This is a genomic window from Enterococcus sp. AZ177, assembly GCF_050544585.1.
Lineage (GTDB): Bacteria > Bacillota > Bacilli > Lactobacillales > Enterococcaceae > Enterococcus_L > Enterococcus_L plantarum.
The window spans coordinates 1,863,403-1,888,844 of the sequence record NZ_CP172944.1; the positions used below are offsets into that span (position 1 = coordinate 1,863,403).

The window sequence follows — 25,442 nt, forward strand, 5'->3', positions numbered from 1 at the left end:
TTTAAATTCCTATCATAGATCGAATTGATTCTATCAAGGAATAAATATCCAAATCTTCGTCGCGCATTTTCCCAATGACATATCCGACTGCCGCAAAAATTAGCAAGACAACTGTTTTCCAAAAACCAATCAGTAATAAAAGGAGCGCTAATAGGAAAAACAAAGTCGTCCAAATAATCCTAAAACGATAAGGGCTAAGCTGATTGATCCAGCGTTCTTTTTTCTTTTGATCCATGGCGTCTCCTTTCTATACTACCCGCGATTGTTTTTTACCAAAAGCAGTAGGCTCTGTTGATTCTTTTTCTCTTAATTGAACTGTGACGTGGCTATCAATTGATTCTAGTGCCGAGTTCAAGGTACTTTGTATTGTTTCTTTGATTTCTTCTCCTAATGCTTGAAAACGTTCCTTACTTCGGACATCGACTTTTAACTTAACCGCTACTTTCTCTTTACCTTTGATTTTAACGGTCAATTTTGTTTTATCTGGATGAATAATCGTACTGTACGCTTCCTTAACAAGCTGTTCAACAGTGCTTTTGGGAATCTCAATCTGGTTCTTCCCCTCTTTCACAATCAGACGCTTTCTTCCTCCGGAAACCAAAAGTACAACAATCAAAGTGAGTAACATCAGACCTCCCAAAATAAGTAACATCCATTCAAAGAATATGAATAACCCTGGATAAATGTACAGAAGCCAGTCTACTTGGTAAGACAACCAAGGAATATCGATCAGCTGACTAAGTAAACCCAATGTTCCAAAAAACAATAGGAGTATAATTAATGCAAAAATAATTTTCAGCAATCGTTTCATTTACTTCTCTCCTTATAGTCAAATTGTTTTGCTGTTAGGTAAATTGTAACGCCTAAAAAAAAGTATTACAAAAGATATGAATTTGTTTTTTTCTCTATAAGCTACTTATCCTTGTGAAAACTTTTAAAAAAAAACGACCAAACCGTTTCATACCTGCAAAAATCTGCTGGAAGAAATGTAGCCGATCGTTTTCTATTTATTCGTCCAAATACTCTTCTTTTGAAAATTCAGTATCTTCATACTCACCACTGTCTCCATAAAATTGATTATAGCGTTGTTTAAATTTGCGGAAAATATAGGTAACTAAAACTTTGGCAATCGCATAAATTGGAATCCCAAAAATCAATCCAAACATCCCTAATAAATCACCCATTACTAATAATACAATCACAATCGTTAACGGATGAACAACAAGTCGTTTGCCCATCACTTGAGGTGCAATCAGGTGACCATTCAACATTTGAACAAGCATCCAAACGAAACTCATCTTAATAAACATTCCAAATGACACCATCAAAGCGACAATTGCAGCTGGAATAAAAGCAATCACGGGACCAATATATGGGATCACCGCTGTGATTCCCACAATGATCGATAAAGTGCCTGAATAAGGAACTTTGATCAGCCAAAAACCGATAAATGTCAAAATGCCGATTGCAATTGATACTAAAATTTGTCCTTTTAAATACGCACCGACCTGACTACTCATTGTTGCCCCAATTTCTTTCGCATCACTTCTAAAACGAGGGGGTATAATTTTCAAAACGAAAGAGAAGAACTTCTGATCATCTTTTAATAGGAAAAAAGTAATGATCGGAGCCGTCACCATCACCAACGCAAACCCAGTCAAGGTAGAAAATACTGTCGAAGCACCTTCTACAGCTTTGCTAAAGTAACTACCGATTCCATCAGAGACATTACCGAACCATCTTTGAATTCCATTTAATGCATTTGCTAAAGGTTTCTCTAACACAGAATTGTGGAATAAATCAGTGACCATTTTGTTCAAATCATCCATATACTGCGGAAAACTTTGGATTAAGCCATCTACTTGCTTTTGTATAATCGGAACGACTAGAATAATACCAATAATGATCAATGCAACCAAAATAATAAAAATAGCTGAAACGCCGTAGACCCGTTTAACTTTGTGTTTTTCTAGCCAATTGACAACTGGATTAAATAAATAATACAAAATCAATGCTAAAATCATTGGTCCAATAATCGTTTTGAACACAACCCCAATCGGACCAAAAATAAACCCAACCTGATGAAAAATAAAAATAACTGCTCCTAGCAACAGCAATGCTACTAATGTAAATATCAAATTTTTTCCACCAAGAAATTTGATCCAGCGTGTTTCTTGTTTCTTTTCCATTTTCTTCCCTCCTTAGTTTAAAAGCCAAATGAGCCCTTTTTGGCTCGAATGAAAAATAGGATTTCACCTTTTTTCATAGCTTCTAGCCCATAGAACTAGTCAACAGCACCCCTATATTGTAGCGAAAAAATCGTTATCTGTAAAAATATACTCACTTCATTATTTAAACACAAAATCACTCAGCCGTTCGCAAACTGACTGAGTGATCATATTTATTAATTCGCTGCTTTACGTCCTTTACGTTGTGTTGCTTCCATGATTACTGGAAGAATCACTGGACGACGTTTTGTTTGTTCAAACAAATAACGACTCAACTGCTCACGAATGTCTTGTTTTAATTTGCTCCACTCAAAATCATTACTTTTAAGATGTTTTTCAACAATCTCAGTTACAATAGTACTGCTTTCTTTCATCAAGTCTTTACTAGTTTTGACGTAAACAAAGCCTCTTGACGTGATTTTAGCAGGTGAAACGATACGTTTTTCACGTCGGTTGATTGTCACCACCGCCACAAAAATACCATCTTCAGATAGAATTCTACGGTCACGAAGCACAATATTCCCGATATCCCCTACACCAATCCCATCAATCATGATGTTGTCAGCAGTTGTACTGCCAGCAACGTTCATTTTCTGTTTGCTATATTCAAGAATGTCGCCTCGCCCAGTGATGAAAATATTTTTGTAAGGAATTCCTAATTCATGTGCTAAATCGGCATGTGCTGCTAACTGACGATATTCACCTTGAATCGGAATAAAGTGTTTTGGTTTCATCAAGTTCAACATCAATTGTAAGTCGTTTGGACTTGCATGACCAGATACGCGCATATTATCAGAGATTTGTTTCACTACACCACCAGCGCGGTATACAATATCTTCTGTTTTAGCTACAGCTGTCTCCATCGCTGTTGTCGGCGTTGTCGTGATATACACCAAGTCGCCTTCTTTGATTTTCACAACACGATGTGTGCCATTTGCCATTTTTTGTAATGACTTGATTGGTTCACCCATTGTTCCAGTTTCTAAAATCACTAATTGATCTTCTTGGTATTTTTTCATATCTTTGACACTAACGATCAAATCTTCACTTGGTAATTTTAGTTTGTCTAGTTTAATGGCTGTGTTGATGATTCTTTGGAAATCTTGACCTGTTAAAACAATTTTGCGGTCAGATCGATGAGCTGCATCTAAAATTTGTTGTACGCGTTGTAAGTTACTTGCCACGCAAGCTACAATTATACGACCTTCCCAATAGCGGATCGTATCAAAAACTTCATCAGCAATCTGCGACTCTGAAACCACTTGAGTAGGATTTTCAGCATTAGAAGAATCGCTCAATAATGCTAGAACTCCTTCGTTACCGACTTCAGCTAAACGACCAAAATCAGTTTGATACATTGGTATAGCACTTTGGTCAAATTTGAAATCTCCTGTGTAAACGATATTGCCTTCTTTGGTCTTTAAATTGATTCCGATAGAATCCGGAATCGTATGTGTGGTACGGAAAAAGCTGATCGTAGCATGCGAAAAATCGATTTCTGTATGTGCATCGACTACGTGAAAATCATTAAAATCTTTCGAATCTACATGATCTCCTACGTTTAATTTAGCTAACTCGATCGTTAATTCAGTCCCAAATACTGGTACATGAACTTTAGATAAAAGATACGGTAATGCTCCGATTGCATCGGCATGACCATGTGTTAAGAAAATCCCTGCAACACGGTCAATATTTTCTACCAAATACGTAAAATCGGGAATCACCACATCAATTCCTAATAGCTCATTTTCTGGATATTTTAATCCACAATCCAGTACAAAAATTTCATCTTCCACTTCAGCGATATACATATTTTTACCATTTTCACGCACGCCGCCTAAGGGAACGATTTTTATTGTACTCACTCATTTCACCTCTCTATATTCTCATACCGAATCAAAGATTCAATATGCTTAAAATTTTTGCTTTTTCTTCAGTTGTACATGATACAAGAGGTAAACGTAAATCACCAACGGAAATGCCTATTTGATTCAGTACTGCTTTGACTGGTGCTGGAGAAGGAACTGAAAATAATGCATTCATTTTTGGCAATAACTGTCGTTGAATGCTTGCAGCTTTTTTAATTTCTCCGTTATCTAGCGCAGTGAACATCTCGTACATTTCAGTGCCAAATACATGACTAGCTACTGAAATTACCCCTTGTCCGCCTATAGCTTTTAGTGAAAAAGCTAAGGAGTCTTCTCCAGTATACACTAAAAAGTCTTTTGGTGCCTTTTCTACTAACTCGGTCAAGGCATCTAGCCCAAAACATTCTTTGATTGCAATAATATTATCCAATTCAGCTAGACGTAGAGTTGTTGCTACATCAAGGCTTGCCACTGTTCTTCCCGGAACATTATATAAAATAATTGGCAAGTCACTCGCTTCAGCAATTGCTTTGAAATGTTGATACAAGCCTTCTTGGTTTGGTTTATTATAATATGGCACGACTGCCAAGCCTGCATCGATTCCTCTGATAGCAGAAAGTTCTTTTACAAATTCAACCGAATCACGTGTATCATTAGTTCCCACACCGCAAATGATTGGTACTCGTCCTTCAACTAACCGGATCACTTCATTAAACAACTCGATTTCTTCATCATGAGTTAATGTTGGTGATTCTCCTGTCGTTCCAGCTAAAATGATTCCTTCTGTATGATGATCAAGTAAATGTTCAACTAACTGAGGAAGCTTAGTAAAATCAATTTCACCGTTTTCATCAAAAGGTGTGACCATTGCTGTAATTATTGTTGCATTTTCTAAATTCATACTTACTACCTCCTAATTTAAAAGCGGATTGGCTCGTTCAGTCTCAACTAAAAATAGGAACAAATAATTGAAGTGCTCTTTACCTCACTCAGTTTTTTCCTTTTTCCCGAGAGACTAGCACATGCTGTAAATAAAAATAAAAGCGTAACGGGCTCTCGCCAGAACCCGTAGAGAAATAGGAAAATTGATTTGTGACGCTTTTTGTCACAGACATATTTTATCTTTTTCCTAGAGTCTAGCCTGCGGAGCTAGATAACCCATGGTAACAATGTTCCGCTTTGCTTCACCTTGTAATTTTCAATATCCGTTCACTTCATTTACTGTGTTTCAAAGCAAAAGTCCAGATTCTATTTAAACCCTCACTAAATCCATCTTGTGCAATGTTTCTGCAATTTGAACTGAATTCCAAGCAGCGCCTTTTAATAAATTATCCGAAACCACCCACATATGATACCCCTTATCAATATCGATATCTTGACGAATTCTCCCAACAAAGGTTTCTTTGCGGTCAATACTCGTTAACGCTTGCGGATAAATTTGCTGACTCGGATCGTCTTGTAGTACTGCTCCTGATGCTTTTGCAATTAATTCTTTGATTTTATTAACGTCAGAGCCATCTTCTTTGACTTCAATATAAATTGATTCCGAATGGCCAGATAATACAGGAATACGGACACAGGTCGCAACGACTTTAATACTGTCGTCTTCCATGATTTTCTTCGTTTCGTTGATCATTTTCCATTCTTCATACGTATAATCAGCATCTGCAAAAACATCGATCTGAGGTAATGCATTAAAAGCGATTGGATAGTGTTTTTTATCCCCGCCAGATGGCAAAATATTTGCTTCTAGTTTATTAGCTGGCGTGCCATTGATATACGCCAATGCCTGTGATTTCAGTTCTTCCATTGCTTTGATCCCTGCACCACTAACAGCTTGATAAGTTGATACGATCAAACGATCCAACCCGTAAACTTGCCTGATTGGCTCAAGAGCTACCATCATTTGGATCGTTGAACAGTTTGGATTAGCAATAATTCCTTTATGACGTTTCAGTGCCTCCGCATTGACTTCTGGCACTACTAACGGTACTTCTGGATCCATTCTGAAATGACTTGTGTTATCTACGACGACTGCTCCTCGTTTGACCGCTTCAGGTGCGAATTGTTTTGAAATAGTTCCACCAGCGCTAAATAACGCAATATCTACACCAGTAAATGACTCAGGTACTAACTCTTCGATTACAAGAGTTTGGCCCTTAAACGTTACTTCTTTTCCCGCAGAACGTTTTGAAGCTAATAGTTTTACTTGATTCATTGGCAAAGATGTTGCTTCTAGCATCTCGATCATTTTAGTACCAACAGCACCAGTTGCGCCTACCACGGCAACATTATATTCTTTTTTCATACTTATTGATCTCCTCTCAAATTCCTGAAGAAAGTTGCTTTTCCTATTTTACCATAATATTGTCTTTTACTACATAGGAAGTAAAATGATTTTGATTTAATTTTGTCAAAAATGAAAAAGAAAATTTGATATTCTAACTTTCCAACTCTCTTTTTAATGACATTCTTATGATTCGAGCATGATAGTAGCCTAATTTATTTTACAGTCTTATACTTGCTCTGCGAGTTACTTTAGTTGGAACCTTATTTGGGAATGGTAAAAATGGCTTGGTTGTTTTTACTGTTTTCCTTTTAAGATTGAACAAACTATTTTGCCATGTGTTATCTAGCTACGCGGGCTAGCTCTTCGGGAAAAAGATAAAAATAGAATGTGACAAAAAGCATCACAGACTATTTTTCCTATTTTCCTGTCAGAGCTGAACGAGTCCGCTACGCTTTTAAATTAGGAGGATGATAAAATGTATACTGTAGCAGATTATTTATTGGATCGTTTAAAAGAATTGGGTATTGACGAACTATTTGGCGTTCCTGGAGATTATAATTTGCAATTTTTGGATCATATCACGGCAAGAGATGATCTTAAATGGATCGGCAATGCCAATGAGTTGAATGCTGCTTATATGGCTGATGGCTATGCGCGAACAAAAGGAATTTCGGCTTTTGTGACCACATTTGGTGTAGGGGAGTTAAGTGCAGTCAATGGTTTGGCGGGAAGTTATGCAGAGAACGTTCCTGTGATTGAAATTATTGGTTCACCGACGACCACGGTTCAAAAAAATAAAAAGCTTGTACATCATACACTAGGAGATGGTGATTTCCTCCGTTTTGAAAAAATGCATAAAGAAGTAACTGCGGCGACTACTCATTTAACTTTCGAAAATGCTATCTCTGAAATCGACCGTGTATTGAACATCGCCCAAAATGAAAAACGGCCTGTTTATATTAATTTGCCGATCGATATCGCTGAATTTGAAATAACCAAACCAAATACGCCCTTAAATCAACCAATAAAAACATTAACAGCTTCTGAAACTATCCTTTTAGACAAACTTGAAGAAGCGTTACAACAAGCGAAAAATCCGGTTATTATTGCTGGACATGAAATTTTAAGTTATCATATCGAGCCTCAATTAAACGAGTTCGTTCAGAAATTTAATTTGCCAATTACTACATTGCCGCTAGGAAAAGGAGCCTTTAACGAAGCAGATTCTCATTACATTGGAACTTATACAGGTGCACCAACTGAAGAAACGCTGAGAAATCGTGTTGATAAGGCTGATTTAGTTCTGCTTTTGGGCGCAAAATTAACTGATTCTGCAACATCAGGTTTTAGTTTTGGCTTTACCGACAAACAAATAATCTCAATTGGAGCAACAGAAGTCTCACTTTATGGAGAAAAATATGAAACTATTCAGCTAGACCGTTTTATCTCTGCCTTAACCACTCTATCTTTCCCTAAATTCACAGGTGAAATACTTCCAGTAAAACGTCTATCCGCTTTAGAAACAAAAGATGTAAAACTAACTCAAAAACGTTTCTGGGAAATAGTGGAAGGTTTTATTTTACAAGGAGATACGTTAATTGGAGAACAAGGAACATCTTTCTTTGGATTGACCAATGTTCCATTAAAAAAAGATATGCGTTTTATCGGACAACCGTTATGGGGATCGATTGGGTATACTTTCCCCTCTACCTTAGGGAGTCAAATTGCCAATAAAGATAGTCGTCATCTTTTGTCTATCGGCGATGGCTCTTTGCAATTGACTGTTCAGGAGATCGGTACGGCAATCAGAGAAAAATTGACGCCTATTGTTTTTGTAATCAATAATAATGGCTATACTGTGGAACGAGAAATTCATGGTGCAACAGAGCAATATAATAATATTCCTATGTGGGATTATCAAAAACTTCCTCTAGTCTTCGGTGGGACTAATAAAACAGTCGCGACTTTTAAGGTTACGACAGAAATTGAGTTAGTAGACGTGATGAAGTCTGCTAGACAAGATACTGAACGTTTACAATGGATCGAAGTTGTGATGAACCAAGAAGATGTGCCTGAATTATTAAAAAAACTAGCTAAGACATTTGCAAAACAAAATTCATAGAAACAACTACTGTTACGTAGAATCTATTGACATTCTAAGGTATTTTGTTATAGTTAAAAGCGACATTTACTTAATTTGAAGGAGTGAATACTATGGCACGTGTTGAGAGTTTTGAATTAGACCATAATACAGTTAAAGCCCCTTATGTTCGTCTAGCGGGTACTGAAAAAAATGGTGAGGCATTGATTGAAAAATATGATTTACGCTTTTTACAACCAAATGAAGATGAATTACCAACAGCTGCAGTTCATACATTAGAACATTTATTAGCTGTAAATTTACGTGATCACTTGGAAGGAATTATCGATATTTCTCCTATGGGGTGTCGTACTGGTTTTTACATGATCATGTGGAATGAACATTCTCCAAAAGAAATTCGTGATGCTTTAGTAAACGTTTTGAACTTTATCGCTGAAACAGATTTTGTTCCTGCAGTTTCTGCTAAAGAATGCGGAAATTATAAAGATCATTCCTTATTCTCTGCACAAGAATATGCGAAAATCGTTTTAGCAAAAGGAATTAGTTTAGATCCATTTGAACGTGTTCTATAAGACAGATAAGAAAAGACCAAAGCCTGACCTGTTCGGGCTTTGGTCTTTTTCAACTAGCCTAAAGCGACATCTAAAATCATCATGATAATAAAACCTAGCATCACGCCAAATACTGCAAAATGCCGTTTGCTAGTCACCGTCTGTTGGGCTTCTGGAATCAATTCCTCCACAACTACATAAATCATCGCACCTGCAGCAAAAGCTAAAGCATATGGGAGCAACAATGTAACTTTTGTTACTAAGACAGCGCCAATTATTCCAGCTATTGGTTCAACAATTCCTGAAGCTTGTCCGTAAAGAAATGCTTTTTTCCGACTTAAATTTTCTTGTCTTAATGGAATTGATACAGCTGCGCCTTCTGGAAAATTTTGGATCCCAATCCCCAATGCTACGGAAATGGCTGCTAAGGCGGCTTTTTGCGGATCTTCTGCTAAATTCGCTGCACCAAATGCCACTCCTACCGCTAATCCTTCTGGAATATTATGTAAGGTAATAGAGAAAACCAACAAAATCGTCCGTTTTAAATGACTTGGTAATCCTTCTTTTTCATGATTTGGTCCGAAATGCATATGCGGTAATGTTTTATCTGCGACATATAAAAATAAACCACCAAGACCAAAACCGAAACTCACGACAAGCCAAGCAATACTGCCATTTTCTTCCGCTTGTTTAATTGCTGGATCTAGCAAAGACCAAAAACTCGCAGCAATCATCACACCTGATGCAAAACCTAGCATCATATTCAATACATCCTTTTTAATCTCCTTAAAAAAGAAAACTAATCCAGCGCCCAGCGCCGTCATAAAATAAGTAAAACCCGTCCCAACTAATGCTTGTTGCCAAGCCTCTAACGATAACAACCAGTTTGTTATTCTAAACACCCCAACTTTCTTGAATTTTTGTTAGCTTTACTTTATCACACCAATGATTTTATGACCACGCCTAACCTAAAAAATGCTTTCATTTGGTACAAAAAATTAGAAAGAGTATACTTGAGCTAGAAGACAAATATAGAAACGGAGTGAGTTAAATGACAGAAACAATCAATGCCGCTGTTGCGATGATCAACGTATTGGAAAGCTGGGCTATCGACCATATTTATGGAATTCCTGGTGGCTCTTTCAACTCCACCATGGATGCCTTATACAAAGAGAGAGAGACAATCAATTATATTCAAGTTCGTCATGAAGAAGTTGGTGCTTTAGCAGCTGCTGCAGACGCTAAATTGACAGGAAAAATTGGGGTATCGTTTGGCTCAGCAGGTCCAGGTGCAACGCATTTGATCAACGGCCTATATGACGCGCAAATGGACCATGTCCCCGTATTGGCTCTTCTAGGACAAGTCGCTACCAATTCGATGAACTACAATGCCTTTCAAGAATTAAATGAAAATCCACTATTTGCGGACGTAAGTGTCTATAACCGAACCGTTATGACACCTGAAAGTTTGCCTCATGTCGTGGATGAAGCAATCAAAGCAGCGTATGAAAACAACGGTGTCGCAGTTGTGACGATTCCAGTGGATTTCGGCACAAAAGAAATTCCCAAACAAGACGTATCAACTGCCAAAAACCATCGAAAAGGATTGATCATGCCGAATTATGATGATCTGAAAAAAGCCATTCCTTTTATAGAGGCCGCAGAAAAACCCATTCTTTATATCGGCCAAGGTACTCGCAATGCATGGTCTGAAATCAAAGCCTTCTCCGAACACTTTTCAATGCCTGTTATTTCAGCTGTTTTAGGAAAAGGAATCGTTCCTGATGCTTATGAAAATTTCCTTGGTTTTGCCGCTCGTGTTGCTACCAAACCAGCCAATGAAGCATTAGCTGAAACAGATTTAATCGTGTTTGTTGGTAGTGATTTTCCTTTTGCAGCGTATTTCTTTAATCCAGATGCAAAATTCATTCAAGTTGATCTAGATTCATCTAAATTAGGTCGCCGGCACAAAACAGATGTCGCGATCTTAGGCGACGCAAAAGAATCTTTAAAACGACTGATTGAATTAGGAGATTCTCGTCCAGCCGATAGGTGGCTAAAAGCCAATCAGAAGAATAAAGAAAATTGGCTTGCATGGTTAAGAAGTTTCGACGATAAATCGGATACACCACTTCGTGTAGAACCTGTTTTTAAAGAAATCCGTAGAATTGCGGATGAAGAAGCCATTTTTGTAACAGATGTCGGCAATACAACGGTTCATGCGATTCGTCTTTTGGACTTGAACGGCAAACAAAAATTTACAACTTCTGGTTGGTTTGCTACGATGGGCAATGGCATTCCAGGCGGTATCGCGGCACAACTCAGTTATCCTAATCAGCAAGTGTTCACCCTAAGTGGCGATGGCGCATTTGCTATGGTCATGCAAGATATCATTACCCAAGTAAAATACAAGCTACCCATTATCAATGTGGTATTTTCAAATGAATCGTTTGGTTTTATAGAAGCGGAACAAGAAGATAGTGAGCAAGAGAAATTTGGTGTCTATTTAGAAGGAGCAGATTTTGGTAAAGTTGGCGAAGCACTTGGTGCTAAAGGGTTTACCATTACAGAATATAGTCAATTAGAACCTGCTTTTGATGCTGCTAGAAAAAGTAACCGTCCAGTTGTGATCGATGTGAAAATCAGAAATACTCGTCCTTTACCTGTTGAAGAATTAGTATTAGATCCTGACAAATTTAGTGAGTCAGAAATCAATGCTTTTAAGGAAAAATATGAGGTTCACGGTATGCCTGTATTAAATCAGTTATTAAAATAATAAAACAAGCAAAAAGCGCCGACTGCTAAAAAAATTAGGAGTTGGGGCTTTTTGCTTATTTTGACTACAACACTATTTTATTCTGTTTTACGTTTGTGTAGACATTTTCCAAAAAATGCAACGATTAAACTTAGCAAACCAATACTTACTACATCCGCATTACTAGTTTCTCCTGTATTTGGGAGTTTATGTTTAGCTTGCGTAGTTGTTTCCTTATTACCAGAGTAATTAGGTTTGTTTATGTTCGTTAAAGTACCTGTTTCTGGTACTTTGGTTGTTGATGGTATCACTTTTCCATCACCTTGATCTGACGTAACACCCGTTAATGGATCTAAAGTGACAGCTGTTACTTTATCCCCTTTTTTCAATTCTATACCTTCTGGAACTGCTACTGTCCATTTACCTTCTTTATCAACATCTACAGTTACTTGAACACCGTTTGGAAATGTAACGACTATTCGAGAGTTTGGCATACCTGTCCCTGAAACTTCTTTAGCCCCTTCTAATGAATCATTAACTGTCGGTGCTTCGATTTTTTTGTAAACATATGTCACTTCTGTCGGGTCAACAGCTTGTTTGCCAGAAGCATTGTTTGGAACAGCGGTTAAAATATAACCTGAAATCGCTTTTGGTTTAGTATCATACGAATCATCAAATAGTCCGTTGATCAAATCACCATTGGCTAGTGGTTGACCCTTTTCATCGACATAATTGACTGTTACTTTTGTTTTCTTTTTTTTATAAACATATTTTACAGTTTGATTTTTATCAGTGTGTGTGCCGTTAGCATTAAGTGGAACTGTTACTAGCTCATATCCTGGTATTTCCTTATGTTTTGTCTTGTAGTCATCACCATATTCGCCCGAAATTTTTTCATTTGATGAAATAGGATTATTATTCTCATCAACATATTCAACGTTGATGTCTGTTTTGATTTTTGTATAGATATATGTCACTTCTATTGGCTCCACTGTATGTTTGCCTGAAGCATTATCTGGCGCAGGTTTGACGGTATAGCCTGGAATTTCTTTTGGTGCCGTATTGTATGGATCATCAAAAAATCCATCGATTAAATCTTTGTCAGCTAATGGGTTTCCTTTTTCATCAACAAAATTGACTGTTACTTTTGTTTCTTTCTTTTTGTATACGTAGCTAACTGTTTGATCATTTTCTGTGTGAATTCCAGTTACATTACCTGAAGTATCTACTAGATCATACCCTGGAATGTCTTTCGGTGTTGTTTTATATGGAGCTTCATATTCATTGGTAATCTTATCATTCGGTTTCAATGGGTTACCATCTGTATCTACATATTCAACATTGATATCCGTAATTATTTTTTTATAATAGTATTTAACTGTCTGGTCTGCAGCAGTATATTTTCCATTTTCATTATTCGGTATTTTTTCTTGCACAAGCTCATATCCCGGAATGTTGATAGGGCTTGTTGTATAATCCGTTCCGATTTTACCATTATAAGTGGTGTTATCTGTACTATGGATTTTGATTTCATTTCCATCTTTATCTGATAAGATGTGCTCAACAATAACTTTTCCAGCTGTTATTTTGAATGCCCCTTGAGTGGTATCTGAGATAGGGTTTGTTGAAACATAGCCGTCTGGTAGCTTTTCAGTTACTGTATTGGTAATAATATAGTCCCCAGTAGGTAAACTATTAATTTCTTCTTGAGTCGGTTGTCTATCCTTCCCTTTGATCTCAATAGGATTGCCATCTTTATCCGTACCAGAAATCACCCAACTGTATTCTTCAATTTCGCCATAGGTATCTTTTGCATCTCTTCCAACTGTAATAGAGGATGGATTCTCTACAACCGTCTCTAGGGAATTGATTACTCCGTCAATGTTTACAGATGAAGCTGTTCTTTGAATATTATTGTAAAATTCACCCGTATCTATTCTTCCTCGTACGTTGAATCCAGTCATATCAATAATATAGATTCCTTCAGAATAGTTTTCTTTGTCTAAATAAGGAGTAAAATCCACTATATTGTTATTCGGAGCATGTAATAGCAATGTATTCCCGTAAGAGATATCATACTCATAGCTCACATTATAGGCATCTGAACGTATAAAAGAAAGATTAGAAACATTTGTATAATAATAGTTAAGTTGTTTATCCACTACAGATCCATCGATAGTCATGATAAAATCACTGGTTCTTCTTGGTGTGATGTTCATCTCTTCAGTATCTGGTTCTAGTATGCTAGTTTCTTGTATTTCAGTTTGTTGCGCTTGCTTCAAAGCATCTTTTAAAATCGGTTCGGTTACAGGAACTGAATCAGACGGTCCAGATTCTTTCACTGGTTGCTCTGACTCTGCTGTATTTTGTAGCGTTAAGTCAGTTACTGAATCATTCGTACTTTTAGTTGTATCCTCTGACGGTTCAGTTACTGCTTCTTCTTTTTCGGCAGTTGCTTGCTCTGCTATATCCTCAGCATTCGCTTGAATAGCTGAGTTTATAGCGCTATATGGTAGCGCCCCTAAAACTATCGTTGAGACTAATAGTGTGTGTGTCCACTTTTTCATATTTATCCTTCCTTTCTTGAAATTATTATTATGATTTTTCAATATTAATTATATCGTATTTACAGAGTTCATTTTCTCTTTTTTTTAGTGAAATCTCTAAAAAAAAGAAAATTGCCTTAAAGTAAAAAATAAGAATAAATTAGTTACTCCCTTTTACTAAAATGATAACCTTTATTTACCAACTACAAATCACATTTTCAGTAGATTTTTCTTCTTTGATAAGTGGCTAATATTGGCTGATAACTTTCTATAAAAATATTCTCAATATTATATGAAAAAAATTAATGAGACCAAACTCAGTTGAGTTTCATCTCATTAATTTAAAATAATTATTAATAGCTTAGATAAAAGTAGCTTTTTATTCCAGGACTATACTTTTTGATATTAGTGAGAAGTCAACGACATCTTTTTTAATGAAAACTGCTTCAAAAAAGAACGGATTAAAAATAGAATAAGTTACTTTTTTTCTCATTCACTCGATTATTCTACTCACTCTTACCATCATTGGGAAACGGTTCATCCACCATTATTCGGTGGGGCTTCACAACCTGCCTCATTTTACTGAATGATTTCTCTGAGTATAAAACCTATTTACGCTTAAAGAAACATCGTTTCTTCTGTTTATCGCGTATTGAAACAGTTGTATGAATCAAAAAAAATCAATCGATCCTCTATTTAAAAAAAAGCCAATGCCATCATTCCTTCTCTACTTATTTAACAAAAACAAAACTCGTGGGTCGATTATTTGCGTACGATGAAGAACTAAAAGCTTACTACACCTGTTATCAGGTTTTTTCCTACTAGATTTCACTCGCTATTAGAACAAGATTATTTTATGCTTCTTACCTATTACCACATGGTATTTTCGACCTTTCGGAACGTTCAAAATAAAATCAAACGTCCCCTAAAACTGCCTTGTTCTATTGCACCATTTGAATGTTTGAACAGCCTCATCAAAGTATTAAAGAGAAATGCTGATGGGTTTCGTAATCTCTATGACGTTAAATTAAGAATTGCTTTGTGTTTCGGCTCAGTTCTTTTTCAACCAAACAAAAATCCTAGAGGTCTTCTCCTCTAGGACTCATAATAATTGATTTAATTCTTTCGGTTTTCTCCACCATCGTTAGTGGACAAAGAGCCTTTATTCTTGATAAAAAACTATTTCTATTTAATTGCTAATTCATCTTATTACTTATCATCATGTTTGTGGAATTTTTCTTTGATATCTTCAAAACCATCTTTGATTTTGTCACCTAATTTTTCTGCGCCATCTTTGATATCGTCACCGGCATCACGAGCTTTGTCTTTAACATCGGCAAAAGCTGATTGCGCTTTACCTTCAAGTTCTTTCCCTTTATCATCTGTCACTTTACCTTGAACTTCTTTAGCTGATCCTTCAACTTTGTCTTTTGCATCATTTACGCGTCCATTTAAATCTGCCATGTGAAAATCCCTCCTAGTTAAATTATATTACATAACTAGCATAGCATCATTTTACGCTTGCTTCAAACGATTCGCTTTGTTTTTTTAAAAAGAAAAATTTAGTGTTTACTCAACCATTGTTTTGCCTGATTGATTTCATCCATGGTTATTTGATGACCGGAATGAGTAGCTGCAATAGTAACTTTGGCTTCCCGAATTTGTAACTGGTGAATCAACTGATTGGATGCCTCTTTTGAAACGATAGGATCATTTTCACTTACAGATAACCAAAATGCTTTATTAGAAAGTGAGAATTTTTGCGTATCTACACCTAAAGACATGGGATGAAACAGTATCGCACTCTTAACAGCAAGTTCACGTTCCAGCAAAATATGAGCTGCAATATTGGCACCATTTGAATAGCCAACAAAAATCCATTCGTCTAATGATATGCCCTTATCTTCACTAACAGATCTGATTGATTGAATCAAATGATCAGTTTCTTCTTCTAGGCTGACTAAATCAAATTGATTCAATCCATTCCGCTTGAAAAAACGATTCATACCGTCTTCTTGAACTGTCCCACGAAAAGAAAGTAAAGTAGCCTCCTCATCCAAGAAACGAGCAATCTCTAGCATGGATGTTTCGTCTCCTCCAGTGCCGTGAAGTAACAGTAGTTTTTTCCCGTGTAGTTGACCTTTTTCAAATAGATAGTGCATGTTTCCTCCTCCTTCTTTTATTTTATTCAAGTCCAAAACTTACTTTTTGTAAGTGAATTACATTTTAACATCCTTTATATCTTTTGTCACTTTACAAAAACTATAAATGATTCAAGTATTGGACCAGAGAGGATGCTTTTTTCACTAGACTATCTTTTAAATGATCCGGTTCAATTTGTAAAATTGATTTTCCAAACCTTAGTATAAAACTCGTAATAAATTCTTCTTCCGCCGCATGATAAGAACCACTGATCAGATAGCCACCTTCAGTTACTTGGATTGACATTGACGGGTAGTTTTCTTTAGAAAAAATATCTTTTCCTTTTTCATCCACTTTGATTGAAAATGGTATCAGTTGTTCATTTTGATAGAAAGTCTCATCTTTCTCCAGTAAGTCTTCAAGCGATAAAGAAACCTGAGATTCTTCTTCTTCAAGTAACGTGATTTTGTCGCAACGAATGACACGTATTTGTTGCGTTTCAACATTCCAAATTCTAGCATACCATTGCCCCAATTTAGAAGAAAGCTTCACAAACTGAGCTTTGATCATCACACTTTCTTGTTTTTTATCATATCGAACGTTAAAAACTTTTTCATGAAGGATACCTTGGACGATTTCTTTCAAATATTGACTCGTATTGCTATGATTTACTTGCTCAAGCGAGACGATTTCACGCATTAATTGAAGTTCTTGGCGCAATTTCTCTGGCAAAACTTGGCTATATTTTAATTCAAGTGTGCTACTTTCGATAGTAAAGGGAGTAGAACGATACCCTTTCAGCGTCAATAACGCAAAATAGAGCGCATATATTTCACCTTCTGTAAACAAACCAGGGGCTACAATTCGTGTATCCAATAATTGATATTTACCATATCTGCCGAGTTCTGAATAAATCGGTAACCCTATTTCTTCAAGAGACTGTATATCGCGCAAGGCAGTACTTTTTGAAATTTGATAGCGCTCGATCAACTCTTTTAAATTAAAGCTATTTCTATCTGCCAAAAAAAGGATCATATCATTGATGCGTTCTGCTTTTTTCATAACCCCTCCTAAAAGGTAGCATGTTTTGATACCTTTAAACAGTATACTAAAGGCAGAAAGAAAATAAAAGAAATGAGGAATTCAAATGACTTTAGAAATTGCCGTATTTTTGTCCATGAATGGACGTGCTGGGGAAGCAATAGCTTTTTATAAACAGAATTTAGGTGCTGAAGAATTACTCGTCGTGACATATGAAGACATGGCAAAAAGAGAACTTAATTTCCAACTAACAGAAGAAAATAAACACTGTATTTCTCATTCAGTTTTGAAAGTGGGTAAGACTAAACTAATGATTGCAGAAGAAGCAATGGACGCTAGTCAATCGTTTAGAATTGGCAATAATTTCTCTTTGTGCATTCAAAGTGCAGATCAAAAAGAAATCCAAATGTTTTATTCTAATTTAACCTCAGATGACCGAGTAACAATCATTGTCCCGTTGAAACAAAATGTTTTCAGTGGTGCTTATGGTATCGTCCAAGATCCTTTTGGTGTACAAATTCAGTTGATGTATGATAACCGCTTGAAATGAGTAATTTCCAAAGGATAAGTAAAAGGCTAGGATATCACGCTATGCGTCTTATCCCAGCCTCTTATTTTTTTTACGAAAATTCAATTTCTTTTTTAGCCAGAGCTAAGCAACCAATTGTTCCCGGATCATCGTCTAGTTTTGGGATTACAATGTACTCTTTTAACGGAGGTGTTTTGACATATCCATTGATCAACTTTTCAAATTCCTGATGAACTTTCGCTAGCATGTGGCGCTGTTTCATTACTCCACCACCAAAAATGATAACATCCGGCGAAAGTATCAATGTCGTATTATATGCTGCTTGCGCAATATAATACGCTTCAATATCCCAAATTGGCTCTTCTTCACTTAATTCCTGCCCCTTTTTTCCAGCTCTTTTTTCAATTGCCGGTCCTGCTGCCATTCCTTCTAGACAATCATCATGAAATGGACAGCAGCCTTTAAACTGATCATCCGAATGGCGTCGAACGATCATATGCCCCATTTCAGGGTGACTAAATCCTTCAATAAAGCGTCCATCTTGAATAGCACCCGCTCCGACACCCGTACCAATCGTATAATAAACACAACTAGATAAATCTTTCCCACAACCAGCGACATATTCTCCATATGCCGCAGCATTTACATCTGTTGTAAATGCAATAGGAAGATCAAATTCTTTTTTCATTGCTCCAACAAAATCGTAGTTTTGCCAAGCTATTTTGGGTGTCGAGGTGATATGACCATACGTAGCTGATTCTTTTTGAATATCAATTGGACCAAACGAACCGATTCCAATCGCTTTTAAATTGTACTTTTTGAAAAATTCAATCACTAATGGCATTGTTTCCTCAGGTGTTGTTGTGGGAAAACTGACTTTCTCAATGATATCAAGATTATCAGTCCCAACACCACATACAAATTTTGTGCCGCCTGCTTCGATACTGCCTAACAATTTTTCTGTCATCTTTGTCACTCCTACATATATTTCGTATAGTTTGAAACTAAACTTACATTCATTTAAAATCAGTTGATCTTGTAGATTGTTCGACTTTGGTATACTGTTTCTGGAAATAGACGAATACCGCTAAAATCATCAAATTCAATGGCTCCTTGACTGATTTGTGTCTCTAATGTCAGTCCGCAATGGTTGACTAGTTTCTTCCCACGAACCTCCTGGCAGTCGTCACAAAATTGGGCTGTAGAAACTACTACTGCTAGTTGATCAGTCTACATGTTAACAGAAATCTCTTTATCTGGTACAGTAATTACTGCTTGATTCTTCCAGCAACACGCCCGACTGTTGCGCCAAGATATAAATCCTAATACAATATTCTGCATTTTTACTTTAACTGGTACAATCAAATCAGCGATTCTGACTCCTAAGTTGTAACATTCACAGTCAGGTCATTGTCATTCGTAAGCGAATACAAAACTGCCGTTTCACCAAATGTTTGATTATCGATTCTAACTACTTCATCTCGCTTCCGTTTAAAACCAATTTTTCAGTTGAGTAAACTAAACCTATTTTATCATTTTTTTCTACATTTGTTGATTCAAATTTTATTTTAAGTAACTTTTGTTTATAATTACCATTTTTTTGTCACGTTGCACTTATAAACGTGAAGAGCTTGAGACATTTATAGACATCGATCCAAGTGGAAGACTGCAGACACGTTTTACTTTAAAAAACAAATCATGAAAGTATTTATAAAATTTCTGCTTTTTCTAATGGACATTATCCTCTTTCTTGAAGTTCTGTCGAGTTCATTTAGATCCTATTATCATGCTATTAGCTCTTGCCGTGTTTTCAAATAGTACAAAAAATAAGCCCCAGCTCATAAATGAGCTGAGTCTTATAGCTATTGCAGTTTGAATTAACCTTCTGGGTTGGCGTTGGCATCTTTGATACCATACTTTTTGTTGAAACGGTCCACACGTCCGTCTGCTTGTGTAAATTTTTGACGTCCAGTATAGAATGGATGAGAGTCAGATGTAACTTCGACACGGATTACTGGATAAGTATTTCCGTCTTCCCACTCAGCTGTTTCATCAGAGTGCTTAGTAGAACCTGATAAAAATTTAAAACCTGTAGTTGAGTCCATAAAAATAACTGGGTGATATTCTGGATGGATATCTTGTTTCATAGTCTTTTCGCTCCTTTGCCCTGATCCATTTGCTGCATCAGAGTTTATTTGTCGGTATACAACAGTACTATAATAGCATGATTTGTTTATCGATGCAATTATCTTTTAATATTTTTTTTTGCTTGTCGACCGAAAGAAACATCATGAAATTCTTCGAAGAATTTCTGATTGTTTTTCGTTTTACGTAAAAATTTAACGAATTGTTCTGTGTATTCTAAAGAATCACCCGTCATATGATTACGCAGTTTCCATGTCTCTTCTAACTGCTCCGCTGACATTAATAAGTCTTCTTTTCGTGTACCTGATTTTTTGATGTCAATTGCAGGGAAAATACGACGATCTGCCAAATCACGAGAGAGATGTAGTTCCATATTCCCTGTTCCTTTAAATTCTTCAAAAATAACATCGTCCATCCGACTTCCCGTATCTACTAAAGCAGTGGCAAGAATCGTCAAACTTCCGCCCTCTTCAATATTTCTAGCAGCACCAAAGAAACGCTTAGGTTTATAAAAAGCAGCAGGGTCAATCCCTCCACTCAATGTACGACCGCTAGCTGGGATCACCAAGTTATAGGCACGAGCTAAACGGGTAATACTATCCATCAAAATAACCACATCTCGTTTATCTTCCACCAAGCGCATCGCTCGTTCCAAAACTAGTTCAGAAACACGAGTATGATTTTGTGGTTGCTGATCAAATGTCGAAGAGACAACATCACCTTTGACACTACGTTCTAAGTCGGTCACTTCTTCAGGCCGTTCATCGATCAATAATAAGATTAATTCTACATCTGGATAATTTTCCGAGATACCATTAGCAATTTCTTTTAACACGCTTGTTTTACCTGCTTTTGGAGGTGCAACGATCAATCCACGTTGACCAAATCCAACAGGAGAAAAAATGTCGATCATGCGCGTCGATAGTCTACCAGGAGTTGTTTCTAATTTGATTTGTTTTTCGGGGTAAAGCGGTGTTAATGCTGGGAAATGCGGCCGCTCTTTTGCTTCTTCTGGATCTTTCCCGTTGACACTTTCAACATGCATCAAGCCATAATAACGTTCTGATTCTTTGGGCGGACGAGCTTTTCCTGCAACTTTGTCCCCATTACGTAAGCCAAATCGACGTATTTGAGAAGATGAGATATAAATATCTTCTGCACTAGGTCCATAATTGATTGGGCGTAAAAAACCATAGCCATCTTGAGAGACAATATCTAAAATTCCTTCCATAAAGAAAAAGCCTTGTTTCTCAGCTTGTGCTCTAATAACAGCTAAAGATAACTCTTTTTTATTCATTTGACTATAATAAGGGATCTTGAATTCTTTAGCATAAGAATAGATATCTTTTAATGTACTATTTTCAAGTTCCGCCATTGTTAAATAGTCACTCATTTAGCCACCTCGTTTTCTTCCTCAGTCTCAATCATTTGGATATCAGCACCAAGTGCTGTTAATTTTTCGATAATATGATCATAGCCACGCAAAATATACTCTACATTGTAAATCGTTGTTGTACCTGTTGCCATTAATCCAGCGATTACTAAACAAGCACCGGCTCTAAGATCTGACGCGACAACTTCTGCTCCATGTAATTGTGTAGGGCCATTGAGCACGATCATATTACCTTCTATCGATGCATCTGCTCCCATACGCACTAATTCTGGAATATGCTTCGTGCGTTGCGCATAAATACTGTCAATAACTTCACCTGTTCCTTTAGCTTTTAACATCAAAGGGGTAATTGGTTGTTGTAAATCAGTTGCAAAACCTGGATAAGGATATGTTTTGACTGTAGTCATTTTTAAATCATGAGATGGGTGGACTTCGATCATATCTTCTTCGATCGTCATTTTAACACCCATTTCTTGCAATTTCGCAATAAAACTTTCTAGATGTTCATAAATCACATTACGAACTTTGATTCCTTCACCCATCGCAGCAGCCAACGCTAGGTAAGTACCCGCTTCGATTCGATCAGGAATGATGGAATGGCGGCAACCATGTAATTTTTTGACACCTTCGATTCTAATGATATCTGTTCCAGCACCACGGATGTTTGCCCCCATGTTATTCAATAAGGTTGCAACATCGATAATTTCCGGTTCACGTGCAGCATTCTCAATAATTGTCTTGCCTTCTGCTTTAACAGCCGCTAACATCACATTGATCGTTGCTCCGATTGAAACCATATCCATAAAGATTCTTGTTCCATGAAGTCCGTCTTCTGTTCTTAAATACATGGCACCATGTTCATTTGTCACTTGAGCTCCAAGTGCTTCAAATCCTTTGATATGAAGATCGATTGGACGTGGTCCAAGGTAACAGCCTCCTGGAAGGCCAACCACCCCTTCACCAAACTTTCCAAGTAATGAACCCATAAAGTAATAGGACGCACGAAGACTATTGATTTTGCCTTTAGGCATGGGAACAGAAACGATTTCTGTTGGATCGATCACTAGTGTATTATCTGTAAAGGTTGTTTTAGCACCCATAATTTCTAATATTTCAATTAAAGAATGAACATCTTGAATATCAGGTACACCATCTAATGTTACTGGTGAATCAGCTAAGATAGCTGCGGGAATCAATGCCACTGCACTGTTTTTTGCGCCGCTGATACATACTTCTCCTGTTAATGGACGATTGCCATTGATTACGATTTTTTTCATTTATTATTCTCACCTATCTATGTAAAACAAATAGTTTTATTTTTTTGTAATATACCCAAACTATTCTAACACATTAAAGGACAATAAAAAAGGCAACAGTGATTCGCTTTTCGTTATTTTCATTGATTTACTCGATTTTAATGTATTTTTCGAATATTTTCGAGCAAAACATGAGATTTAAACGATTATTTTCCAAAACAAAAAAAAGAAATAACAGCAATGCTGTTATTTCTTTTTTTAATTCATTATGCTTTGTTAGCAGAACCGAACCATTCAATACGTTGCTCTACTAATTCAGTAACAGCTTTTGTGCCTGGTGCTAATAATTTACGAGGGTCAAAGCCTTTACCTTCAAGATCTTTGCCTTCTTCAATGTATTTACGCGTTGCTGCAGCAAATACTTCTTGACACTCAGTATTCACGTTGATTTTAGAAACGCCCATAGAAATTGCTTTTTGAACTTGCTCTAAAGGAATACCTGATCCACCATGTAATACTAATGGAATGTCACCAACAGCGTCAGCGATTTCTTGTAAGTGGTCAAATGCTAAACCAGTCCAGTTGTCTGGGTATGAACCGTGGATGTTACCGATTCCGCATGCTAGGTAATCAATACCTGTAGCAACCATTTGTACACATTCTTGTACGTCAGCTAATTCGCCAGAACCAATGATTCCGTCTTCTTCGCCGCCGATTGAACCAACTTCACATTCTACAGAAACACCCTTAGCGTGTGCTTTTGCAACAACATCTTTTGCTTTTTCGATGTTTTCTTCGAATGGTAAGTGTGAACCATCAAACATAACTGATGTGTAGCCGATTTCGATACATTCTAATGCATCTTCATACTCACCGTGATCTAAGTGAAGAGCTACTGGTACAGTAATACCCATTGAATCGATTAAGTCTTTTACTAAATCGTAACATACTTGGTATCCGCCCATGTATTTAGCCGCACCCATAGAAGTTTGGATCAAAACTGGCGCTTTTTTAGCTTCTGCAGCTTCAAGGATCGCTTTTGTCCATTCTAGGTTGTTTGTGTTAAATCCTCCGACACCGTAGCCGCCTTTGCGAGCTGCTTTAAGAAATTCTGTTCCTGATACTAATGGCATAATAAAATTCCTCCTAAGTTTTAAAAAAACTTTATTTGTTAAGGATATCCTTAATCAACAGTTATATTTTAGCAGACTTTTTAGTACTTTTCTACTAAAATTGACTTTTTCAGAAAACTTTTGTCCAGACTTTCACAAAACTGTAGACACTTACTGCTTTTTGTATAAAAAAAGAGTGTATCAGCTAAGCTGCTACACTCACATTATTCGTAACATTATAACGATAACTGAAGCCAAAGAATTATCATTGTCATGAAAGAAATAAAGCTCATTAAACCATAGATGGTCCATTTAATTTGTTTCGGCACTCTTGATCTTTCTTTCTCATTGTGTAAACTTCGATAAAAAAGCAAACATATAACGAATCCAGGAATATTAAAGGATAATAATTGCTGAATGGTGTTGACTATTAAATAACTCCCCAATAAAGAATGCCGACTTTCACTTGAATGACCAATGATGTACAGGCCATACAACTGAAAAATCATCAACAACACGACAATACTCGCTAAAGTCAAACTTGGTATACTCGTAAAAATCATCCCCATTGGAACATTTTTAACTGTTGCTAAAGTGAAAAGATATGCACCAAATAATAACGGAACGAGCAACCAGTATCCACATAATAGCTGCCTCATTTTAGTTGGTTGCAGAAACAATGCCATTACATCCCCTCCTCAAATTCTTTATTCAAATATGTCACATATTTTCTAAAAATCAAATCCACCAATACACTCAATCCAACTAATGACTGAGCAATGTGTTCTTTCCCTGAAACAGTGAACGGGGTTGAATAATAAAAATAAGCATATTGTGCATGTTCTGCAAAAAAATTATGTGAAAACGTCGTGATTGCTACCACTGGGATTTTTCTTGCATTTAACGATAAAATATTTTGTTTGACATCATCCGTCTCACCACTTAAAGAAACAAACAACACAATATCTTCTTTTGTGATCATTGACATGCTGATATCCAGTTCTGTTTTAACAGGGATTATAATTGAACGCTTATCACAAATCATCAACATCTTTGAAAATTCTTCAATTACTTTTCTTTGTGAATAACCTGTTGCGTAACAATAAACAGTATTGGCTTTTTGAATTGCTTTACTTAGTAACGTAAAATCTGTCTGCTGCGCCAACTTGACTGTATTTTCAATATCTTTTGTTTGTAGAGCGATTAAATCTGTTCCAGTTGTGGCAATAGTATGTTGCTTGGATTGCCGCATAAAATATTTAAACTCTGAATAACCAGAAAATCCTAATTTTTTTGTTAAACGTAATATCGAAGACTTAGAACTATGGACTTTTTCACCTAACTCAATAATGCTCAAGTGCATAAGATCTTGTTCATTTTCCAAAATATACCCTAATATAGTCCAATCCATTTCACTTAATTGTTTTTGATGTTTTTGCATCAATGTTTCTAAATCCATAACTGATCCCTCTTTTCCTTCGTATT

Annotated in this window: 23 protein-coding genes; 5 read left to right on the forward strand and 18 right to left on the reverse strand. The window is 36.5% G+C overall.

The window, feature by feature from the left end; all coding sequences use genetic code 11:
- Position 1: 1 nt before the first annotated feature.
- The 6 genes from IGJ34_RS09090 to IGJ34_RS09115 form a co-directional block, all read right to left on the reverse strand.
- Complete coding sequence (locus IGJ34_RS09090) at positions 2–235, reverse strand: DUF2273 domain-containing protein (protein ID WP_069654384.1); 234 nt, start codon at positions 233–235, stop codon at positions 2–4.
- Positions 236–247: 12 nt separating this feature from the next.
- Positions 248–811 carry an alkaline shock response membrane anchor protein AmaP gene (gene amaP / locus IGJ34_RS09095; RefSeq protein WP_069654383.1) on the reverse strand — a complete coding sequence of 188 codons (564 nt, stop codon included), beginning with the start codon at positions 809–811 and terminating at the stop codon, positions 248–250.
- 196 nt (positions 812–1,007) lie between these two features.
- Positions 1,008–2,189, reverse strand: a complete 1,182-nt coding sequence (locus tag IGJ34_RS09100; protein ID WP_430597264.1) for an AI-2E family transporter — start codon at positions 2,187–2,189, stop codon at positions 1,008–1,010.
- A 215-nt stretch (positions 2,190–2,404) separates the two neighbouring features.
- On the reverse strand, positions 2,405–4,093 hold the full coding sequence (locus tag IGJ34_RS09105) for a ribonuclease J (protein WP_430597265.1): 1,689 nt from the start codon (positions 4,091–4,093) through the stop codon (positions 2,405–2,407).
- 31 nt (positions 4,094–4,124) lie between these two features.
- The gene (gene dapA / locus IGJ34_RS09110) at positions 4,125–4,997 is read right to left on the reverse strand and encodes a 4-hydroxy-tetrahydrodipicolinate synthase (protein ID WP_206835166.1); all 873 of its coding nucleotides are present in this window, start codon (positions 4,995–4,997) and stop codon (positions 4,125–4,127) included.
- Between the two features lie 351 nt (positions 4,998–5,348).
- Positions 5,349–6,404 (reverse strand): aspartate-semialdehyde dehydrogenase, encoded by a 1,056-nt coding sequence (locus IGJ34_RS09115; RefSeq protein WP_430597266.1) that lies wholly within the window; start codon positions 6,402–6,404, stop codon positions 5,349–5,351.
- A gap of 457 nt (positions 6,405–6,861) precedes the next feature.
- Between IGJ34_RS09115 and IGJ34_RS09120 the strand changes: the two genes are divergently transcribed.
- A complete protein-coding gene (locus tag IGJ34_RS09120; RefSeq protein ID WP_430597267.1) occupies positions 6,862–8,508 on the forward strand; it encodes an alpha-keto acid decarboxylase family protein in 1,647 nt (548 codons plus the stop codon).
- Between the two features lie 92 nt (positions 8,509–8,600).
- Positions 8,601–9,059, forward strand: a complete 459-nt coding sequence (locus IGJ34_RS09125; RefSeq protein ID WP_069654377.1) for an S-ribosylhomocysteine lyase — start codon at positions 8,601–8,603, stop codon at positions 9,057–9,059.
- Positions 9,060–9,112: 53 nt separating this feature from the next.
- Here the strand turns inward: IGJ34_RS09125 and IGJ34_RS09130 are convergent, their stop codons facing one another.
- Complete coding sequence (locus tag IGJ34_RS09130) at positions 9,113–9,931, reverse strand: ZIP family metal transporter (protein ID WP_430598530.1); 819 nt, start codon at positions 9,929–9,931, stop codon at positions 9,113–9,115.
- Positions 9,932–10,089: 158 nt separating this feature from the next.
- On the opposite strand from IGJ34_RS09130, the gene spxB reads away from it, so the two are divergent.
- The gene (gene spxB / locus IGJ34_RS09135) at positions 10,090–11,814 is read left to right on the forward strand and encodes a pyruvate oxidase (RefSeq protein WP_430597268.1); all 1,725 of its coding nucleotides are present in this window, start codon (positions 10,090–10,092) and stop codon (positions 11,812–11,814) included.
- 77 nt (positions 11,815–11,891) lie between these two features.
- On the opposite strand, the gene IGJ34_RS09140 is transcribed toward spxB, so the two are convergent.
- The gene (locus IGJ34_RS09140) at positions 11,892–14,360 is read right to left on the reverse strand and encodes a MucBP domain-containing protein (RefSeq protein WP_430597269.1); all 2,469 of its coding nucleotides are present in this window, start codon (positions 14,358–14,360) and stop codon (positions 11,892–11,894) included.
- 856 nt (positions 14,361–15,216) lie between these two features.
- On the opposite strand from IGJ34_RS09140, the gene IGJ34_RS09145 reads away from it, so the two are divergent.
- Positions 15,217–15,438 (forward strand): transposase, encoded by a 222-nt coding sequence (locus IGJ34_RS09145; RefSeq protein ID WP_258379293.1) that lies wholly within the window; start codon positions 15,217–15,219, stop codon positions 15,436–15,438.
- A 110-nt stretch (positions 15,439–15,548) separates the two neighbouring features.
- Here the strand turns inward: IGJ34_RS09145 and IGJ34_RS09150 are convergent, their stop codons facing one another.
- From IGJ34_RS09150 to IGJ34_RS09160, 3 genes are all read right to left on the reverse strand, one after another.
- Entirely contained in the window at positions 15,549–15,803 is a 255-nt protein-coding gene (locus IGJ34_RS09150; protein ID WP_430597270.1) for a CsbD family protein, read from the reverse strand.
- Between the two features lie 98 nt (positions 15,804–15,901).
- Positions 15,902–16,501 carry an alpha/beta hydrolase gene (locus IGJ34_RS09155; protein ID WP_206849581.1) on the reverse strand — a complete coding sequence of 200 codons (600 nt, stop codon included), beginning with the start codon at positions 16,499–16,501 and terminating at the stop codon, positions 15,902–15,904.
- A 100-nt stretch (positions 16,502–16,601) separates the two neighbouring features.
- Positions 16,602–17,543, reverse strand: a complete 942-nt coding sequence (locus IGJ34_RS09160; RefSeq protein ID WP_206835206.1) for a helix-turn-helix transcriptional regulator — start codon at positions 17,541–17,543, stop codon at positions 16,602–16,604.
- 85 nt (positions 17,544–17,628) lie between these two features.
- Between IGJ34_RS09160 and IGJ34_RS09165 the strand changes: the two genes are divergently transcribed.
- Complete coding sequence (locus IGJ34_RS09165) at positions 17,629–18,072, forward strand: VOC family protein (RefSeq protein ID WP_069654371.1); 444 nt, start codon at positions 17,629–17,631, stop codon at positions 18,070–18,072.
- A gap of 70 nt (positions 18,073–18,142) precedes the next feature.
- On the opposite strand, the gene scrK is transcribed toward IGJ34_RS09165, so the two are convergent.
- The 7 genes from scrK to IGJ34_RS09200 form a co-directional block, all read right to left on the reverse strand.
- Positions 18,143–19,018: a fructokinase ScrK gene (scrK, locus tag IGJ34_RS09170; protein WP_206849582.1), complete on the reverse strand. Its 876-nt coding sequence runs from the start codon at positions 19,016–19,018 to the stop codon at positions 18,143–18,145.
- A 910-nt stretch (positions 19,019–19,928) separates the two neighbouring features.
- On the reverse strand, positions 19,929–20,198 hold the full coding sequence (locus IGJ34_RS09175; protein WP_069654216.1) for a type B 50S ribosomal protein L31: 270 nt from the start codon (positions 20,196–20,198) through the stop codon (positions 19,929–19,931).
- 98 nt (positions 20,199–20,296) lie between these two features.
- Positions 20,297–21,589 carry a transcription termination factor Rho gene (gene rho / locus IGJ34_RS09180; RefSeq protein ID WP_111247497.1) on the reverse strand — a complete coding sequence of 431 codons (1,293 nt, stop codon included), beginning with the start codon at positions 21,587–21,589 and terminating at the stop codon, positions 20,297–20,299.
- A complete protein-coding gene (locus IGJ34_RS09185) occupies positions 21,586–22,866 on the reverse strand; it encodes a UDP-N-acetylglucosamine 1-carboxyvinyltransferase (protein WP_111247498.1) in 1,281 nt (426 codons plus the stop codon). The genes rho and IGJ34_RS09185 overlap by 4 nt, the downstream gene beginning before the upstream one ends.
- Positions 22,867–23,111: 245 nt before the next feature.
- Entirely contained in the window at positions 23,112–23,978 is an 867-nt protein-coding gene (locus IGJ34_RS09190) for a class II fructose-bisphosphate aldolase (protein ID WP_010760933.1), read from the reverse strand.
- Positions 23,979–24,193: 215 nt separating this feature from the next.
- Positions 24,194–24,643, reverse strand: coding sequence for a hypothetical protein (locus IGJ34_RS09195; RefSeq protein WP_206849584.1), 450 nt, complete (start codon positions 24,641–24,643; stop codon positions 24,194–24,196).
- A complete protein-coding gene (locus tag IGJ34_RS09200; protein WP_069654220.1) occupies positions 24,643–25,416 on the reverse strand; it encodes a MurR/RpiR family transcriptional regulator in 774 nt (257 codons plus the stop codon). The genes IGJ34_RS09195 and IGJ34_RS09200 overlap by 1 nt, the downstream gene beginning before the upstream one ends.
- Positions 25,417–25,442 lie beyond the last annotated feature (26 nt).

What these genes read in the sequence shown, in the direction of transcription:
- spxB (WP_430597268.1), top strand. Translation starts at nt 10,090, where the DNA reads ATGACAGAAACAATCAATGCCGCTGTTGCGATGATCAACGTATTGGAA.
- IGJ34_RS09200 (WP_069654220.1), bottom strand. Translation starts at nt 25,416, where the DNA reads ATGGATTTAGAAACATTGATGCAAAAACATCAAAAACAATTAAGTGAA.
- dapA (WP_206835166.1), bottom strand. Translation starts at nt 4,997, where the DNA reads ATGAATTTAGAAAATGCAACAATAATTACAGCAATGGTCACACCTTTT.
- IGJ34_RS09140 (WP_430597269.1), bottom strand. Translation starts at nt 14,360, where the DNA reads ATGAAAAAGTGGACACACACACTATTAGTCTCAACGATAGTTTTAGGG.
- scrK (WP_206849582.1), bottom strand. Translation starts at nt 19,018, where the DNA reads ATGACAGAAAAATTGTTAGGCAGTATCGAAGCAGGCGGCACAAAATTT.
- IGJ34_RS09160 (WP_206835206.1), bottom strand. Translation starts at nt 17,543, where the DNA reads ATGAAAAAAGCAGAACGCATCAATGATATGATCCTTTTTTTGGCAGAT.
- IGJ34_RS09100 (WP_430597264.1), bottom strand. Translation starts at nt 2,189, where the DNA reads ATGGAAAAGAAACAAGAAACACGCTGGATCAAATTTCTTGGTGGAAAA.
- IGJ34_RS09175 (WP_069654216.1), bottom strand. Translation starts at nt 20,198, where the DNA reads ATGAAACAAGATATCCATCCAGAATATCACCCAGTTATTTTTATGGAC.
- IGJ34_RS09150 (WP_430597270.1), bottom strand. Translation starts at nt 15,803, where the DNA reads ATGGCAGATTTAAATGGACGCGTAAATGATGCAAAAGACAAAGTTGAA.
- rho (WP_111247497.1), bottom strand. Translation starts at nt 21,589, where the DNA reads ATGAGTGACTATTTAACAATGGCGGAACTTGAAAATAGTACATTAAAA.
- IGJ34_RS09195 (WP_206849584.1), bottom strand. Translation starts at nt 24,643, where the DNA reads ATGGCATTGTTTCTGCAACCAACTAAAATGAGGCAGCTATTATGTGGA.
- IGJ34_RS09165 (WP_069654371.1), top strand. Translation starts at nt 17,629, where the DNA reads ATGACTTTAGAAATTGCCGTATTTTTGTCCATGAATGGACGTGCTGGG.
- IGJ34_RS09090 (WP_069654384.1), bottom strand. Translation starts at nt 235, where the DNA reads ATGGATCAAAAGAAAAAAGAACGCTGGATCAATCAGCTTAGCCCTTAT.
- IGJ34_RS09120 (WP_430597267.1), top strand. Translation starts at nt 6,862, where the DNA reads ATGTATACTGTAGCAGATTATTTATTGGATCGTTTAAAAGAATTGGGT.
- amaP (WP_069654383.1), bottom strand. Translation starts at nt 811, where the DNA reads ATGAAACGATTGCTGAAAATTATTTTTGCATTAATTATACTCCTATTG.
- IGJ34_RS09125 (WP_069654377.1), top strand. Translation starts at nt 8,601, where the DNA reads ATGGCACGTGTTGAGAGTTTTGAATTAGACCATAATACAGTTAAAGCC.
- IGJ34_RS09190 (WP_010760933.1), bottom strand. Translation starts at nt 23,978, where the DNA reads ATGCCATTAGTATCAGGAACAGAATTTCTTAAAGCAGCTCGCAAAGGC.
- IGJ34_RS09185 (WP_111247498.1), bottom strand. Translation starts at nt 22,866, where the DNA reads ATGAAAAAAATCGTAATCAATGGCAATCGTCCATTAACAGGAGAAGTA.
- IGJ34_RS09115 (WP_430597266.1), bottom strand. Translation starts at nt 6,404, where the DNA reads ATGAAAAAAGAATATAATGTTGCCGTGGTAGGCGCAACTGGTGCTGTT.
- IGJ34_RS09155 (WP_206849581.1), bottom strand. Translation starts at nt 16,501, where the DNA reads ATGCACTATCTATTTGAAAAAGGTCAACTACACGGGAAAAAACTACTG.
- IGJ34_RS09145 (WP_258379293.1), top strand. Translation starts at nt 15,217, where the DNA reads ATGGTATTTTCGACCTTTCGGAACGTTCAAAATAAAATCAAACGTCCC.